Below are 16,191 nucleotides of genomic sequence, written 5' to 3'. Positions count from 1 at the left end.
TCAAAATAATCTCCCATGGCAAAACAAATGTCTGTCATTCCCTTTACGGGAAAACTCGGCCCTCTCATTGGGTATAAGCGCAATGGCAACTACTTCCTGCGCTCCATGCCTGAAAGCGTGCAGCAAACGGCTGCTACCCGCCGCGCATCCCGGCGCTTTGGCATCGCCAGCAGGAAAGGTGCTTTTATCCGGCATGCTTTTTACGGCAACCTGGATATCCATTGTGACGGTGGCCACATCAATCGGCTCAACAAGCTACTCATTGCTGCCGGCGATCATCATGCCGCCATCACAGGCTTCCGCTTCAATCAGCATACCGGAGTAGATCGCTTCTTTACGGTAGCTCCCCGGCTGTGCAGCAACGGGATATTAAATATTCCCGCACAAACCATTGCCGCGTATAAAGGCATTGCTGCCCTGGAAGTAAAAGTGATCGCAACGCGTATTGATTTTACATCACGCCAGGTGACGGGTAGCGAAACGGTTACGCTCATGATAGCCCCCGATACCACTTTCCAGGAAACAAATGTTTCGCTGGACGTACCCGGGGAGGGGTCACTGGTCGTGGTTTTCCAGGTAAGAGCGATGTACACCGATGGTCCATCCGGCAACAGACAAAATATGGCCGCCGATATTATTGCGGTGGCAGCGCCACAGGTACCCAAATATGCTAAAAAACGTACTTACCCCAAGCGGACAAGATTACTTCCTAACCTTACCTATACACACGCATATCCAGCTATCATTCAACTGGAATAAAGCCATCTTGCCCCCGGAGATATTTTGATAAATAATCCCTTTATACCTGCTTCCTTTCAATAGTAAATCTCTTTCCGCAGCTACAGCCTGGCACTGAAGTAGCATTGCTATGGCCAGTGCTAACCTCCAAACATCCTCTGATTCAATTTCATCCCGGTTATACATCCGGAACTCACCCCCGCATCAAGTCCACCTCTGCTGCGCTGTTTCTATATGCACTCAGCGGGTGTTAAGCATAGGATCGACGGAGTCTACATAATGAAAAGGTAATGCTGACTATAATGATAGGGGTTCTTGATGCCCTATATCTTAAAAGCGTATTTAGCGACAACGAAGATAAAATTCCTTATAAAATATCCGTGGTGAAGGCTTTCGGGCAGCCGGCAGGATTGACTAAACTTTATGCTTAAAATTTACATTATCCGCCAGGTTTTCAACTTGATCCACGTATTCTGAGAAGATCATTTCAGCCAATTTGCTATGGTAACACCTCCAAGGTATCCCATAATAAGCACTACTAACCATCCTGCCACCTGCATCCATACCGGATGGCGGTAATGATGCAACAGTCGTGTCTTGCCAGCTGCCACCAACACTACCGCCAGGGCTACCGGTAATATCAGGCCGTTGAATGCGCCCGCCATCAGCAACAGCTGTACGGGATTTCCAGTTATTACAAAAACAACCGTGGAAAAAAGTATAAAGCCACTTATAAACCAACGCTCATTGGCAGCAATAAAAGGATGAAAAGTTTTCAGGAAGGAAACAGAGGTATAAGCTGCACCTACTACGGAAGTAATGGCGGCACTCCACATCACAATACCAAAGAAACGGTAGCCGATTTCCCCTGCTGCTATCCGGAATACAGATGCCGGCGGGTTACCACTGTCGAGTAATGCCCCTTGTGTGATAATGCCTACTGCTGCGAGAAACAACAAGACGCGCATGATAGCGGTAATAACAATACCGCTTACTGCACTGCGGTTGACAGACCGTATCTGCGTTGTTCCGCTGATACCGGCATCCAGCAGCCGGTGTGCACCGGCAAAACTAATGTAACCTCCTACCGTTCCACCCACAAGCGTAATAATGGCTTTTGTACTAATTACCGCTGGCCACACACTTTGGCGTACAGCTTCCATTACCGGCGGATGAGAACTGATGGCAACGTACAAGGTAAGCAGGACCATAAGTATGCCCAGCCAGCGCGTAAATTGATCCAGCACATTGCCGGCTTCTTTCATCCAGAAAATAAACAATGCAATACCACAGCTCAATAGTGCACCATAAACTGTATCCATTCCCGTAAGCACCTGTATTCCCAGCCCACAGCCACCTATATTGGCAATATTAAAAGCCAGGCCACCCAACACCACCAACGCCGCCAGAAAGTAACCCAGGCCGGGCAGCAACGCGTTAGCAAGATCCTGTGCGCGGTACCCGGAAACGGTAAGTACGCGCCAGATATTCAGTTGTGCCCCGATATCCAGCAACACGGATATTAATATCACAAAACCAAAAGACGCCGCCAGTTGCTGCGTGAATACTGTTGTCTGTGTAAGAAAACCAGGACCAATGGCAGAAGTAGCCATGAGGAAAGCTGCACCCAGCAGTACGGAAGTTTTTTGTTTGCTCAAGGCCGTTGTATAATTAATTGGTGATGATGTAATGCAGCATTCACCGTGCGCGCAAATGTGACAGCATGCGCGCCATCACCATGAATGCAGATGGTTTCTGCCACCATTGGAATCGTATAACCGTTAACGGTAGTTACCTTTTGTTCAGTAACCATCATCAATACCTGTGCTACTGCATTTTCCTCTTTTTCAATCAGCGCGGTCGGCTGTGTGCGGGGAGTAAGAGAACCGTCATCCTGGTATGTCCTGTCAGCAAATACTTCGCTGGCGGTTTTTAGCCCTGCTTCCTTCGCCGCCTTGATCAACCAGCTGTTGCTAAGTCCGAAAAAACAAAGCCGGGGATCCACGTCTTTCACCGCTTTAACAATCACTCGTGCCATGGATGAAGATTTGGCAGCCATGTTATACAGGGCTCCATGCGGCTTCACATGAACCATTACGGTATCCAGCGATTTGCAAACCAGTTGCATGGCATATAGCTGGGTGGTAATGAGTTCATACAATGCAGGATCTGAAAGCGCCTGCTCTGTTCTACCGAAATTACTTTTATCTGCAAAACCGGGGTGGGCGCCAATAGCTACCTTATTTTCGAGTGCCAGCGTTGCCGTACGCAGCATGGTATCATGATTGCCGGCATGGTAGCCACAGGCAATATTGGCGCTGCTGATAAAAGGCATAATTGCGGCATCATTATCCAGCCCTTCTCCCATGTCGCAGTTAAGATCTATATATTTCATAATGATAACGATTAAACAGACTGCTGTTGCAGCCATTCCTCCCATCGTAATTTACAGGCATTTTGGAGAAGGAGCAAGCCTTGTTCCTGTCGCCACAGCATAGCAGCCGCTGTTTTTTCGTCTGTCATGCTAAAATGAAGCGACTGATAGGGCACGCGTTGCGAGAGAGAAGGCATATCAGCTGTAATAACATGTGCCAGCCGGGCGTACCCACCGGTTGTTTGATGATCTGCCATCAAAATAATGAGTTGCCCATTGGGTAAAAGCTGTATGGTTCCTCTGCTGATACCTGCTGATAGCTGCTCCTCACCGGGCTGAGTGAAGAGTGGCAGACCGTTCAGGCGGAAACCCATTCGATCACTTTGTTCGGTTAATGCGAATGCCTCGCTGGTAAAATGTTGACGGGCTTGTTCCGGTAACCGGCTCCATTGGCTGCCCGGAAGGGTATGTATGGGGCCTTCTGCGGCGTATAGCTGACTTATGTCGGCGGTCCATGGCAGCATTATCGCCTCCCGGCCACGGAGCAGGGAAGGATAAATATTGCCCGGCCGGAGATGGAGGCTATCATTTTTTTTCAATGCCCGACCCTCAAAACCGCCGGCTCCGGCCTTTAAATGAGTACTGTAGCTCCCCAGCCAGGGCCTGAGTGCAAGCCCACCCTGTATAGCAAGATAGCATCGTGCACCGGAAACAGGCTTCGTGAAACGCAGCACTGTTTGCTTATCTACCAATACCGGTCTGTTAATTTCCAGCGGGCTGCCGTTGATGGTTGCTCCAAAATCAGCGCCGGATAAAGCAATCATGGCCATTCTATCAAACAGAAAAGCAGATGCGGGAAAATGCAGTTCAATCACGGCTTCTGTTATATCATTCCCTACCAGGCTGTTAGCTACGGCCAGTGCAATCCGATCCATAGCACCACCCGGATTAATGCCCAGGTGCTGGAAACCATATCGTCCTGCATCCTGAATAGTATCCAGCAATCCTTGTTGTATTACCTGTATCAATGTTGTTGGTCTTAACGTATTCAAATATCATGTGTCATCTCCTGTAATTCCGTAAGTGATATCGGTATAAACCGTATCTGGTCACCGGGTTCGCAATAGCAGGGAGTTTCCTCACGTGCATCAAATAATCGCAGGGGTGTGCGGCCAATAATATTCCAGCCCCCCGGGGATTCCTGGGGATATATACCTGTTTGTGCACCGGCAATACCTACACTCCCCGCCGGTATCCTGACCCGGGGTTGCTTTAGCCGGGGAGTTACCAGCAAGTCATGCACTTTGCCCATATACGGAAAGCCAGGAAGAAAGCCCAGCATATATACGGTGTACGTTTGCTCTGTATGCAGTTCGATGATATGCTCCACCGAAATATTTTTACCTTCCGCCATGGCAGACAGGTCTGGTCCCACAGAAGAATGATAGCATACCGGTATCTGTAAAAACCGGGGTTGGGCAACAGCAGTGACGGCCGCTTCATTCAGTGTGGCCATAATCAGATCCCTGATTCCTTCACCCGCGTAACCTCGCAGATCCTGGTACAGTACCACTGCATCGTATATAACTGTTAAAGAAGCATAGGCCGGAATAAGATCGAGTATGTATGGTTTATGCAACTGTTGCAGCTGCCGGAACGCCTGCATTACCTGCTGATGAACAGCCTGTCCGATCTGCTGTTCCCATTCAATAATAACAGCCCGGTCGCCTAATGGAAATATACGGTAGTTTGTACGCATGTACTTATGAAGATAAAATAACTTTTGATACGCATAGTTATAATCATATTGAATGAACTCTCTGAACCCTTTTATAAAACATTCTTGTACATTGCCATTAATAGCGTAAATTCAGGTAACACAACGTATCCATGAATGAACCTTTTTAGCCTGGCAAAGCTTAAATTGGGTCCATCACTACTTGCCTCTTTATTAGCAGGCTGTTTTATTTCCTTGGGAGCAAAGGCACAACAACTAAAAGCAGACTTTAATGCTACATCAACCAGTGATTGCGAACTGCTGCTAACAACATTTAGTGATAAATCGACAGGCCAGCCAATATCCTGGCAATGGGACTTCGGTAACGGATATACCTCTACCGAACAGCACCCCGGGGCTACCTATGTCAAACCCGGTGTTTATACAGTATCCCTGACAGTAAAAGATGCGGCCGGACAATCTGCCACCATCACCAAAACAGGATTTATCACTGTAAGATCCAGGCCTAAAGTGGCTTTCACGGCCACAAACACAAGTGGCTGTGCACCGTTACAAACTATCTTCGCAGACCAATCAGACCCGGTAAGCGGTACATTACTTACCTATACCTGGGATTATGGAGATGGAACTACCGGCAGTGGTAAAAACAGTACGCACTCCTATCAGCAGGCAGGGAAATACCCCGTAACACTCATCGTTACCAACAGCTATCAATGCACCAGTTTTAAATTAGTGGATACCCTGGTGAAGGTAGCACCTCCAATTGTGGCTGCTTTTAGCGTTGCCGACAAAATATTCTGTAAAGCACCTGCCACTATACAACTTACCAATACCTCCACCGGACCTGGCAACCTGGTGTACAACTGGTCTTTTGACGATGGAAGCACCTCTTCCCTAAAAGATCCCGGCACACATACCTTTACCAGCAAGGGTCTCCACGGGGTTTCCCTCACCATAACAAATGAACAGCATTGTACCGCCACTAAAAAAATAACTGATATTAACGTAGCCGCATATACCACCAACTTCACCTTTCCGGTTCCGGTTTGTTCCAATACACCAGGCACTTATGGCGGTGTATTCGCCACTACCGATCAACTCCAGGTAGCCTGGGAAATTAACGGACAACCGGTATTGAACAATACAGATAATACTACTACCTACACCCCTCCTGCTGCAGGCCCACTAAATGTTAAGCTAACCGCTACTTATGGCAAATGTGTGGATGTGGCAGAAAAAAAACTGGACGTAAAGCCATCTCCTGCTGCCAGCATAGGTGTAGTGATACCACCTTTCTGTAGCATGCCCGCCACCGCCAGGTTTACAAACAATGCCCCTGCCGCCGTTGCCTGGAAATGGGACTTTGGCGATGGTCAAACCTCCACCACACAACAACCTGCACATACCTATACCACCGCCGGAAATTATACAGCAACGCTGATAACTACCAGCAAAGACGGATGCATAGCTACCACTGACAGCAGCTTCAATATATCTCCGGTAAAAATAACCGCAGATGCAAAAAACAGAACCGGTTGTGAAGGACTGGTGACCACTTTCAGTGCTGTCACCAACAATGAAGATGTGATTAAAACCTACGAATGGGACTTTGGTGATGGCAGCCCGGCAGCTGCATTGGCAACGCCTACCCATACCTATAATCATGCAGGCATCTACACCGTTTACCTGACCTATACTACCGTCAACGGCTGTACGGGAAAAGTACAGACTGTAAATAATGTAGCCGTATATAAGAAACCCATTCCTGCTTTCTTTTCACCTGATGCCCCAAAAATTTGCGGTAATAATCCGGCTACATTCAAGGATCAATCGGATATTGGCGACAACTGGCAATGGGATTTCGGAGATGGTGGCACCGGTACCGGCAAAAACACCACACATAGCTACCAGCTACCCGGAACCTATACCGTACAAATGATTGTGGGGAATCATACCTGCTATGATACCATTGTTAAAAAAGAATACATCACTGCCACCAACCCATTCCCACGATATGCCATCCGGCCGGTTGACTGTAACAAACGAACCACCATCGTTTTCGAGGATCATTCCATCGGCGCTGAATCCTGGCAATGGGATTGGGGCGATGGCACCGATACGGCCTATACTGTCGCCACCAGTACCTTAACCCACGTTTTTCCCGGCAGTGGTATTTACGAGGTGGCACTTACGACTAAAGACAGCCACTGTACCACACATGAAGGACTTAAGGTAACAGTGATTGCGCCTTCGCCGGTAGTGATCACCACAGATAAAAGTACTTTATGCAGCAATGATTCACTGAATGCGGCTATCACCAGCTACAATGCTGCTATCTATAAAACTGCCGGCTACAAATGGCTGGCCAATGGCGTAGACCAAAGCATCACTGATGATCAGCATTCATTCATTTACAAAAACCTGCCTCCCGGCAAAGAACTGATACAACTATCTGTAGAAAATCTGCAAGGTTGTATAGATCTCAGTAACATGATACCCGTAAACGTACGGGGCCCCGTTGCTGCGTTTAAGCTACCCGCAGCAAAATGTGCAGGCAGTGAACTTCCATTCACAGACATAACCAATATCACTCATAGCACAGGAATAAGCCAATGGCAATGGGATTTCGGCGATGGTACGCCTGTTGCCACGTTCACAAAAGGCCCTTTCCTGCACACCTATAAACAACCAGGGAGTTATAACCCTATGCTGAAGGTAACGGACAAAGAGGGCTGTATCAGCTATGGCTATGATAATACCCTGCAGGTAAAAGGCCCCCATGCCGTATTTGATGCCAGCAGCTATCTTGTTAAACCAGGCACAGATGTATACTTCTACAACCACTCTACCGAAACCGGTGGCGCTATTACCAGTGTAAACTGGAGCTTTGGAGACGGTCATATCTCCACCGGCACCAGAACGGTCATAAACAATTACACCCTGTCTGGTACCCACCAGGTAATATTGCAGGTGAAGGATAACAATGGCTGTGAAGACCATGCAGAAAAACAGGTAAGAGTATCTGCGGTTGGCGCGGACTTTACGTATAGTTCCATCTTTGCAAATGGTGGTAGCTGTGCCCCTATGATCTTCTTCTTTACCAATACTTCGCTCAGCTATGTTTCCAGCAATTGGAGTTTTGGAGATGGCACCAGTTCCACGGAAACAAATCCCATACATACCTATACAGAGCCTGGGCGCTATGCGGTGGTACTAACGGCTAAAGGAGAAGCCGGTGTAGAAGACAAATACATTGATACCATAGAAGTAAAAGGCCCCTATGCCGCCATAATAGCCAGTTCTGATGGTGGCTGCCTGGAAAAGGAAATTCAATTTAATGTTATCAACAATGGTGCGCAGGATTTCAGCTGGGACTTTACTGACGGCATTATCCTTCATTCCACCGATCCGGTAGTGAAACATGTTTTCAAAACACCTGGTATCTATCAGCCCCGGCTGCTGCTTTCTGATGCATCTGGCTGCAGAGGCAGTGCCCTGCTGCGCAGCCCTATTGTTATAGACAAACTGGATGTGCAGTTAACGCCAACACCGGCTATTCTTTGTGGTAAAGGAACCGTGGCCTTCCACCCGGTATTCAACAGCTTTTCTATTGATCAGTTAGGCAAACCGGCTATCTATAAATGGGACTTTAATCCCTCACTGACACCCTCCAACGAAACAACTGCTACCCCATCTTTTTATATTCCTGCACCGGGCAAATATAATTTCAGTCTTACTACCACTACCGCCTATGGTTGCAAACAAACAGTCACTACCAACGTGAACGTATATACTAAGCCGGAAGCCAATATTGCCGGTCCGGACAAAGTGTGCGTACAATCGCCCGCCAGTTTCAATGGCAGCGCCACCAACGACAACGGACTTACCTGGAACTGGAATTTTGGTAACGGACAGACCTCGGCGGTCAGCAAACCGCCGGCACAAACTTTTTCCCAGGCTGGCCCGGTAGCCATATCGCTTATTGTTACCAATACTGATGGATGCATTGATACGGCCCGGCACCTGTTGACCGTAAACCCGCTGCCCAATGCAAAAGCCACTTCACTGAGTGAATTTATTTGTCTGCACAACACGACCAGGCTGCAGGCCACCGGAGGCAGCAGTTATGAATGGACGCCTGTTGTGGGACTGGATAACCCACTGAGCGCAACGCCGGCAGCGAGCCCGGATACCAATACCACCTACCACGTGAAAGTAACAGACAGTAACGGGTGCATCAATACAGATCAGTTAACGCTACAGGTACTTCAACCTTTTAAAATAACGGCGACACCGGATACCTCTCTTTGTTTGGGTGCAGTACTACCACTATCTGCTTCCGGCGCAGATTATTACAAATGGGAAGGTATGGGATTGGCAAATCCAAATGCAGGCAGTACAACTGCTACTTTAGCGAATACAGGTAATTATACCTATGCGGTGACGGGCTATGATAACAAAGGCTGCTTCTCTGATAAAACATCCCTGCAGGTAATCGTAGCCCCCTACCCGTTAGTAAATGCGGGGCCGGACCAGAACGCTCCGGCCGGCATGACATTGCAGCTCACCGCTGCCGCCAGCAATGATGTTGTCAGCTACAAATGGTCTCCTCCCGAGGCTCTCAGTTGCCCGACCTGTGCATCTATACAGGTGATTCCCAATCTTACGACCACCTACTCGGTAGAAGTGGAAAACCGTTATGGCTGTAAAGCAAAAGATGAGATTACCATACATATCCTGTGCAATCAGGCTGCTGTATTTATGCCTAACGCATTTACGCCTAACCAGGATGGACAAAACGACCGCGTATATCCTAAGGGAAAAGGCGTGAAAGAAATCGGGTACCTGCGTATTTATGATCGTTGGGGCAACCTCATATTTGAAAATACGCACTTCCAGATCAATGTGCCTGCTGCTGGCTGGGATGGGCGAAGAAACAATCAGGTAGCCCCGCTGGGGAGCTACATTTATTACATGCAAACTATCTGCGAAAACGGCGAAAAATTTGAGTTCAAAGGAAGCATTCTCCTGGTTAAATAAGCATGGCGCTTAATTTCCGGGCAGTCCTGTCGGTGCGGTAAAGTCGCAGCAGATTCCGTTAATTTTATTTTTTCCGGATAATGAATTACTATCAACGCATACTTTCATTATTCAGGATTGTTACATCATCTTTCGTCTTAACCTAAATCACGTTTTATGAAATCACCCAAGCAAAAAAAGCTCCAATTGGGCAAGATCAAAATCGCAGATCTTAACAGCGTAAACCAGGAAAAAGGAAAAGGAGCAGGCAAAATCTGTCTGACTTCCATTGATGACACCAGTTGTCCTACCTGGTCCAGGATTAATTGCTGATGACTCCGCCCCCGGGCGAATCACAGCTATTGCTGCCAGGTACTTAAATATAAGGCCAGCATAAAACACCGTTGTTTTATGCTGGCCTTACTCTTTGGCCGGAAGCGGATGAATACGGCACCATCAAAAATAAAACCCAGGATTAAATTTGGTTTATATCGCAAACTATATTTACATTTGTTTTTAGAAAATATCAAAGAGATGGACACCAGAGAGCATCATTTAGATCCGGCCCAGAGTCTGGAAGTGATCGCGGCAGTGATTGCACAGACGAAAGAAAACATAAAGGGGTATAGTTTTCTATACCTGCTTTGGGGTTGGCTGATTGCGATAGCCAGCTTCTCTTTTTTCTTCTTACATCATTATACTTCCTTTAAATACTTTTTCCTTCCTTTTCCATTACTCGCTGTCACCGGCATTGTTATTTCCCTGTGGCGGCATAGTACAATGCGTCACCAGTCCGAAACCTATATTGCCAGCTATCTTAAGAAACTGTGGCTGGTGCTGGGTATCAGCTTTGCATTGGTGATCTTTATCAATGTTGTTGAAACTGCCACGCCGTTTACATATACTTTACTGATTGGCGGTATCGGTACCCTGGTTTCCGGATTGGTACTTCGTTTTAAACCACTGGTATCAGGCGGTGTCTTATTCCTGCTTTTCTCGGTTATCAGTGTATTTACACCTGATTACTATAAACCGTTGCTGCAAGGCATTGCGGTGATTACAGGTTACCTTGTACCCGGGTATTTGCTGAAATATTCCAGGACTTAAATTTACCGCTGAAATGTATAATGAATTAGATCCTGTTCTAAGTACTCCGGTAAGACTGGCAATTGTATCTGCATTGATTAAAATGAAACAGGCTGACTTCAGTTACCTGATGGAAATCACGAAAACAACCCAGGGCAACCTGAGTCATCAGATAAGGAAATTAAGTGAGGCAGAATATATAGAAGTGATAAAAACTTTTAAAGGAAACTATCCTCATACTATTTGCAAATTAACCACCAAAGGCAAGAAAGCTTTTGAAAAATATGTAGACGACATCAAAAAATATCTGCATTTATGAGAAACAAGCGATACACACATGATAGAACAGACACCTGGTTAGCCATGTGCGTGCATTGACTTTTTTTTAAGGTAGTTTCACGAGCATATTTTTTTGTCTTTTTAGTTTGCAATACAAACTACATTAATGTAAAAATGCTTACTCACAGTAAACATCCCGCTGAAAGGCTTTGAATAACTTTTCCATCATTATAAAAACAGTCACTATGTCTACCGCAAATCAAGTACACCATTCTCCTTACGAGCAGCACAGAGGTCCCAATCCGGGTGCACTCGCTATTGTATATACTACACTGTTTATAGCAAGCCTCATCATTTTCGGAGTGTTGTCACACGGTGCTGCCTTTCCCCGGCCGAACGGCTCTCTGACAGATGCCCAACAGGTGTTTCTCAGGTTTCCGGATGCGATTAAATTCAATGCGCTTTTTCAGTTTGGCGCAGCGATACCGCTGGGTCTTTTTACGGCAACAGTGACAAGCCGCCTAAGTTTCCTGGGAGTAAATGCTTCCGGTGTCAGCATAGCAATGTTTGGTGGTATCACTGCATCCGTTTTTATTACTATTTCCAGCCTTTGCGGCTGGATAATGGCACAACCGGGTATAGCAGATGAGGTGCATATCCTTCATGCCGTTCAACTTTTGAGCTTTGCCAGCGGCGGTATTGCTCATATTGTGGCACTAGGTTTACTGATGGCAGGTATATCTGTTCCCTGCCTGCTGGGAAGATACACACCCAAATGGGTGGCCTGGTCAGGGTTGGTGCTGGCGGGAATTGCCGAATTATCTACGTTAAGCCTGGTCATTCCGGCGGCAGGGTATCTGCTTCCCCTTGCCCGCTTCGGATCTTACATCTGGCTGATCAGTACAGGATTTACCTTAACAAAGCACAGGCAGCTACATACTGCTTTATGATTTAATTAATCATCATTAACGGATAAAACATGAAAGATAGAGTCGTATTAATTACAGGAGCTACCTCAGGGCTGGGCGCGGCCGCCGCAAAGACTTTCGCGGTCCAGGGCGCCAAAGTTGTTTTCTGTGGAAGACGAACCAAAGAAGGATTGGCTATTGAAGCAGACATCCGTAGAAAAGGCGGTGATGCCACATTTATACAAACGGATGTTACCAACGAAGGACAGGTGTCGCACCTCGTAGCTGAAACAGTACGCTTATACGGCACCCCGGACGTTGCATTTAATAATGCAGGCGCAAACTTATATTTCGGACCACTCGAAAATATGAGCAGTGAACAATTCGTGAACAATATGCAACTCAATCTCACTGGTATATTCCACGCGCTGAAATATGAGATAGTAGCGATGAAACAAACTGGCGGAAGTATCATCAATACCGCGAGTACCGCAGGCATAAAGGGTGTGGCACAAGGCATCTCTGCTTATGTAGCAGCCAAACATGGCGTAATCGGCCTGACCAAAGCAGCCGCCCTGGAACAGGCCCGTAACCAGATCAGGATAAATGCATTAGTTATTAGCGCCATGGCGACAGAAAAATGGCTGGCAGGAGTAAACAAAACACCCGGCATGTATGAAAAAATTGCTGCGGGCATGCCCAATGGTAAAATAGCCACCGTGGAAGACATCATACCTTTTATTACGTTCCTGGCTTCTGATCAGTCTAAATTCATCACTGGTGCAGCCTTAGCCATTGATGGTGGTATAACAGCCGGCTAACAATCAGGCTATGAATCCTTCACTTTAAAATACACATCATGAATATCATCGCATTATTAACTGCTACCTGCTGTGCCATTCTGATCTTTATCGTTGGCGCTTATGAGCGGATTTATCGCATGCCTAAATGGTTCGCTCATCCACCGGAATCATTTGGGTTGATTACACCACAAGCTAAAAAATCAACCGTTTTCTGGATCCCCGCGCAGCTGCTGTTCATTATCTCATTAATTACCGCGATCATCACCAACTGGAAATATCCTGAAGTTCGGTGGTACCTGATCCTGGCATTTGCCTGCTTTGCGATAGTTGCCGGTTTAACCGGTGGCTATTTTGTAAGAGAGATACTGGCTTTTGCCAAAATGCCTGCTACCACTCCCCTCACACCGGCGCTTGAAAAAAGAGCCGCGCAATGGTTGAAATGGACCACGGCAAGAAATGTATTGCAGGCTGTTTCGCTTGGACTGCTGATGATTGCGCTTACTAAAATGCAGCGATAAATCGGGAACGTGCACTACCACAAAAAAGGCTTGTAATCAGTGATTACAAGCCTTTTTATGGTAGTGCGTGCAAACAGAACTGGCTACGGAGTATTTCATAACAGGCTGATTAAATATACTCCCGGATTACCTCGAAGGTTGATTTCCCGTCTTTATCAAAAATTTCTTTCCCACAATCCTGGCAGAGATCTTCAGTAATGATCTCCCCACGTTTAACCTGCCATACGTTCATGCCGCCACAGGAGCAGTTCACGGTATAAAGTACTTCCCCCGATAATTCCCCGAATGCCTTCCAACGCCAAAATTTGGAGGATTGCTTTTTTAAGTCTTTTAAATTCCGGGAGAATACCAGTCCGATATAATAGCTGTCATTTCCACGATCCAGCTGCACAATGGTGAATCCCTCCTTTAAAAGTAAATCCTGAAATGCTTTCAGTAGAAAAGGAATGCCATCACCGGTATCCAGGCTGCCCGCCCTCCCATGCAACAATTGGTAGCCCCCTTCAATATCTAAAGCCAGACCGGGACTGAGCGCGTTGAGCCTTGTCTTCATAAAATTTCCAATCTGAAAAGCTTCATCTTCCCCTTTCCAATCTGTGACTGTCAGATATTGGGCTTTGATCAGGAAATTTAATAACTGTTCATCCTCATTAAAGACAGGCAAACCAGGCAGTTCTGTTGGCGTAAGAAAACAGGAAATAAATTTTGGATGCATTGGATAAATATAAATAATTTAAGATAGCATTTATATGTAATTGCAACATGGCAATTTTTATACCTAATTGAGATTGAATATTAAGGAAGTTGGAATTCCGGCAGCAACACACCTAAAGGTAATAGCTACTATTGCCAGCTTTCCCGGCAACAAATTGGCTGTAAGTTAAAAAAATCATAACAACATCCTGCAGCTACGGAATGACTAGAGGGCAAAGCATAGTAATACGTTTATAGTTTATTGGGGGGAATTGTCATCCGTAAGCTACCTCTTCTCTCCCGGCACTACAACGGTAAGCACATATCTATTAGTCTCATATTTATAAAATTCATTGGTGAGTACAAATGACCTTTACAAACAGTTTCAACAGGTATTTGAGCAGTATTACAATCCGCTTTGCAAATATGCCTTCAGCTTTATTAAAGACAAGGAGATTTGTGAAGACATTGTACAGGATGTTTTTGCCAGGATCTGGGAAACCCGTAGAGATATTGTGATAGCAGAGGGAGTAAAGTTTTATCTCTTCACAGCTGTCCGCAATAATTGTCTGACTTACCTACGTAAGGAGCAGCGCCTGCCTGTTTATAGTCTCACAGAAATGGATATGGAAGATACCTGGCCAGCCGCCGGTGTAGAGATCAGTTGTGGAGATGCCGTAAATTATAAAGCACTGTTAAGCCAGGGCATTGACCAACTCCCTCCCAAATGCAGGGAAGTATTTTTGTTAAGCCACCTGGGCGACCTCAGCAATCAACAGGTAGCAGATAACCTGGGTATATCCATTAAAACAGTGAATAACCAGCTATGGAAAGCGTTGAAGTTTCTGAAAACCTTCGCTAAAAACATTCCCTGAGCAACTATTTCCCTGTTTTTTTTGACGACCATAGGAATTTCACAAAAAATTATGTTTTTATAACTGGGAGAGACAACATATGGAAGACTTACCTGATTATATGAAAAAAATACTATTAAGGCAGCTCCAGGGGGAACCTGCCAAGGTAGACAATAAAATAATAAATGACTGGATAGCGCAGCATCCGGCACATAAACAGGAGATAGCGCAGCTGATAGCCACCTGGCGGCTGTCGAATGAATTATTGAAGGAGCCGGAATTCGATACTGTTGCTGCATGGAAAAAACTTGATCAGCGTATTATTACGGCGACAGAAAAAAAGAATGATACCTCCCCCTCCGTTTTCCGGATTATCTCGCTCACCAAAGTTCTGATAGCCGCCGCTATTATGGCAGGTGTTATTTTCGCCGGCTGGTGGATGCAGCAACACCAGCGAGATGCCTTAAGAACCGTGGCAGCGGTGACAGATCAACATTTCTCTTTACCCGACGGCAGTGTTGTGTGGCTGCGGAAAGGAGCCTCCATGCGGTTTCCCAGGGTTTTTAATTCCCGGGAACGGAAAGTGCAATTAACGGGTGAGGCATTTTTCGATGTAAAACCAGCTAACAACCAGCCCTTTAAAATAGAAACCAACAAAGGATTGATTGAGGTACTAGGCACTTCTTTTCTGGTAAATGCTGGCAGCCGCCAGGAAAGAGTAGCCGTAGTTACAGGAAAGGTGCTTTTTGCAGATAAAGATCATCCGCAAAAACGATGCATATTGACTTCCAATGAAGAAGCCGTTTTTACTGGAGCGGCATTTGAGCGGAAAACTTTCACAGACCACCAGCTGCCATGGGAAGAAGAGGAATTAATTTTCAAGGAAGCGCCATTGGAGCAGGTTGCCAAAACCTTGACAATATATTATGATAGTCCTGTTAATATTGATACCACACTAACCAGCGGCGCCGGGCGCCTGACAATAACCGCCAGTTTTAAAAGCCAGGGGTTAAGACAGGTAGTGGAAGAAATCACAAAATTAACAGGGCTTCATTACAGGAATCAACAAGACACCATTATTCTGTATTAATATTTTATTGGGCTTATTGTAAGAGAAATATCTCATAGAAATCGTGTTACATTTAACGACCTGCTGTCGCTACGGCATTGCTATGTTACAT

General features: G+C 46.2%; 15 protein-coding genes. 10 read left to right on the top strand and 5 right to left on the bottom strand.

Going from position 1 to position 16,191, the window contains the following annotated elements; translation table 11 throughout:
* Nucleotides 1–15 precede the first annotated feature (15 nt).
* The gene (locus AB4Z08_RS35570) at nucleotides 16–759 is read left to right on the top strand and encodes a hypothetical protein (RefSeq protein ID WP_441578536.1); all 744 of its coding nucleotides are present in this window, start codon (nucleotides 16–18) and stop codon (nucleotides 757–759) included.
* A gap of 461 nt (nucleotides 760–1,220) precedes the next feature.
* On the opposite strand, the gene AB4Z08_RS35565 is transcribed toward AB4Z08_RS35570, so the two are convergent.
* From AB4Z08_RS35565 to pxpB, 4 genes are read right to left on the bottom strand one after another with little or no spacing between them, the layout of a single operon-like run.
* Nucleotides 1,221–2,396, bottom strand: a complete 1,176-nt coding sequence (locus AB4Z08_RS35565) for an NRAMP family divalent metal transporter (RefSeq protein ID WP_441578535.1) — start codon at nucleotides 2,394–2,396, stop codon at nucleotides 1,221–1,223.
* Nucleotides 2,393–3,133 carry a 5-oxoprolinase subunit PxpA gene (locus AB4Z08_RS35560; RefSeq protein ID WP_441578534.1) on the bottom strand — a complete coding sequence of 247 codons (741 nt, stop codon included), beginning with the start codon at nucleotides 3,131–3,133 and terminating at the stop codon, nucleotides 2,393–2,395. The genes AB4Z08_RS35565 and AB4Z08_RS35560 overlap by 4 nt, the downstream gene beginning before the upstream one ends.
* A gap of 11 nt (nucleotides 3,134–3,144) precedes the next feature.
* Nucleotides 3,145–4,164, bottom strand: a complete 1,020-nt coding sequence (locus AB4Z08_RS35555; RefSeq protein ID WP_441578533.1) for a biotin-dependent carboxyltransferase family protein — start codon at nucleotides 4,162–4,164, stop codon at nucleotides 3,145–3,147.
* Nucleotides 4,161–4,871, bottom strand: a complete 711-nt coding sequence (pxpB, locus tag AB4Z08_RS35550; RefSeq protein WP_441578532.1) for a 5-oxoprolinase subunit PxpB — start codon at nucleotides 4,869–4,871, stop codon at nucleotides 4,161–4,163. Before pxpB ends, AB4Z08_RS35555 begins: the two co-directional genes overlap by 4 nt.
* A 135-nt stretch (nucleotides 4,872–5,006) precedes the next feature.
* On the opposite strand from pxpB, the gene AB4Z08_RS35545 reads away from it, so the two are divergent.
* The 7 genes from AB4Z08_RS35545 to AB4Z08_RS35515 all read left to right on the top strand — a co-directional run bounded on the left by AB4Z08_RS35545 (nucleotide 5,007) and on the right by AB4Z08_RS35515 (nucleotide 13,463).
* The gene (locus AB4Z08_RS35545; protein WP_441578531.1) at nucleotides 5,007–9,890 is read left to right on the top strand and encodes a PKD domain-containing protein; all 4,884 of its coding nucleotides are present in this window, start codon (nucleotides 5,007–5,009) and stop codon (nucleotides 9,888–9,890) included.
* 156 nt (nucleotides 9,891–10,046) lie between these two features.
* Nucleotides 10,047–10,202: a hypothetical protein gene (locus AB4Z08_RS35540; RefSeq protein WP_441578530.1), complete on the top strand. Its 156-nt coding sequence runs from the start codon at nucleotides 10,047–10,049 to the stop codon at nucleotides 10,200–10,202.
* 201 nt (nucleotides 10,203–10,403) lie between these two features.
* Nucleotides 10,404–10,976 (top strand): hypothetical protein, encoded by a 573-nt coding sequence (locus AB4Z08_RS35535; protein WP_441578529.1) that lies wholly within the window; start codon nucleotides 10,404–10,406, stop codon nucleotides 10,974–10,976.
* Nucleotides 10,977–10,989: 13 nt separating this feature from the next.
* Complete coding sequence (locus tag AB4Z08_RS35530; protein ID WP_441578528.1) at nucleotides 10,990–11,274, top strand: winged helix-turn-helix domain-containing protein; 285 nt, start codon at nucleotides 10,990–10,992, stop codon at nucleotides 11,272–11,274.
* Nucleotides 11,275–11,479: 205 nt separating this feature from the next.
* The gene (locus tag AB4Z08_RS35525; RefSeq protein WP_441578527.1) at nucleotides 11,480–12,184 is read left to right on the top strand and encodes a hypothetical protein; all 705 of its coding nucleotides are present in this window, start codon (nucleotides 11,480–11,482) and stop codon (nucleotides 12,182–12,184) included.
* 29 nt (nucleotides 12,185–12,213) lie between these two features.
* Entirely contained in the window at nucleotides 12,214–12,963 is a 750-nt protein-coding gene (locus AB4Z08_RS35520) for an SDR family NAD(P)-dependent oxidoreductase (RefSeq protein ID WP_441578526.1), read from the top strand.
* A gap of 38 nt (nucleotides 12,964–13,001) precedes the next feature.
* Entirely contained in the window at nucleotides 13,002–13,463 is a 462-nt protein-coding gene (locus AB4Z08_RS35515) for a hypothetical protein (RefSeq protein WP_441578525.1), read from the top strand.
* A 109-nt stretch (nucleotides 13,464–13,572) separates the two neighbouring features.
* On the opposite strand, the gene AB4Z08_RS35510 is transcribed toward AB4Z08_RS35515, so the two are convergent.
* Nucleotides 13,573–14,178: a DUF6630 family protein gene (locus tag AB4Z08_RS35510; RefSeq protein WP_441578524.1), complete on the bottom strand. Its 606-nt coding sequence runs from the start codon at nucleotides 14,176–14,178 to the stop codon at nucleotides 13,573–13,575.
* A gap of 334 nt (nucleotides 14,179–14,512) precedes the next feature.
* Here AB4Z08_RS35510 and AB4Z08_RS35505 point away from each other — a divergent pair, with 334 nt between their 5' ends.
* The gene (locus AB4Z08_RS35505) at nucleotides 14,513–15,031 is read left to right on the top strand and encodes an RNA polymerase sigma-70 factor (RefSeq protein WP_441578523.1); all 519 of its coding nucleotides are present in this window, start codon (nucleotides 14,513–14,515) and stop codon (nucleotides 15,029–15,031) included.
* Between the two features lie 100 nt (nucleotides 15,032–15,131).
* Nucleotides 15,132–16,100 (top strand): FecR family protein, encoded by a 969-nt coding sequence (locus AB4Z08_RS35500; RefSeq protein ID WP_441578522.1) that lies wholly within the window; start codon nucleotides 15,132–15,134, stop codon nucleotides 16,098–16,100.
* Nucleotides 16,101–16,191: the final 91 nt, after the last annotated feature.

This window comes from Chitinophaga sp. RAB17, from assembly GCF_052114225.1.
GTDB lineage: Bacteria > Bacteroidota > Bacteroidia > Chitinophagales > Chitinophagaceae > Chitinophaga.
This window is presented reverse-complemented; position numbering and strand designations above follow the sequence as displayed.

What these genes read in the sequence shown, in the direction of transcription:
- AB4Z08_RS35520 (WP_441578526.1), top strand. Translation starts at nt 12,214, where the DNA reads ATGAAAGATAGAGTCGTATTAATTACAGGAGCTACCTCAGGGCTGGGC.
- AB4Z08_RS35540 (WP_441578530.1), top strand. Translation starts at nt 10,047, where the DNA reads ATGAAATCACCCAAGCAAAAAAAGCTCCAATTGGGCAAGATCAAAATC.
- AB4Z08_RS35535 (WP_441578529.1), top strand. Translation starts at nt 10,404, where the DNA reads ATGGACACCAGAGAGCATCATTTAGATCCGGCCCAGAGTCTGGAAGTG.
- AB4Z08_RS35560 (WP_441578534.1), bottom strand. Translation starts at nt 3,133, where the DNA reads ATGAAATATATAGATCTTAACTGCGACATGGGAGAAGGGCTGGATAAT.
- AB4Z08_RS35515 (WP_441578525.1), top strand. Translation starts at nt 13,002, where the DNA reads ATGAATATCATCGCATTATTAACTGCTACCTGCTGTGCCATTCTGATC.
- AB4Z08_RS35545 (WP_441578531.1), top strand. Translation starts at nt 5,007, where the DNA reads ATGAACCTTTTTAGCCTGGCAAAGCTTAAATTGGGTCCATCACTACTT.
- AB4Z08_RS35525 (WP_441578527.1), top strand. Translation starts at nt 11,480, where the DNA reads ATGTCTACCGCAAATCAAGTACACCATTCTCCTTACGAGCAGCACAGA.
- AB4Z08_RS35570 (WP_441578536.1), top strand. Translation starts at nt 16, where the DNA reads ATGGCAAAACAAATGTCTGTCATTCCCTTTACGGGAAAACTCGGCCCT.
- AB4Z08_RS35510 (WP_441578524.1), bottom strand. Translation starts at nt 14,178, where the DNA reads ATGCATCCAAAATTTATTTCCTGTTTTCTTACGCCAACAGAACTGCCT.
- AB4Z08_RS35500 (WP_441578522.1), top strand. Translation starts at nt 15,132, where the DNA reads ATGAAAAAAATACTATTAAGGCAGCTCCAGGGGGAACCTGCCAAGGTA.
- AB4Z08_RS35530 (WP_441578528.1), top strand. Translation starts at nt 10,990, where the DNA reads ATGTATAATGAATTAGATCCTGTTCTAAGTACTCCGGTAAGACTGGCA.
- pxpB (WP_441578532.1), bottom strand. Translation starts at nt 4,871, where the DNA reads ATGCGTACAAACTACCGTATATTTCCATTAGGCGACCGGGCTGTTATT.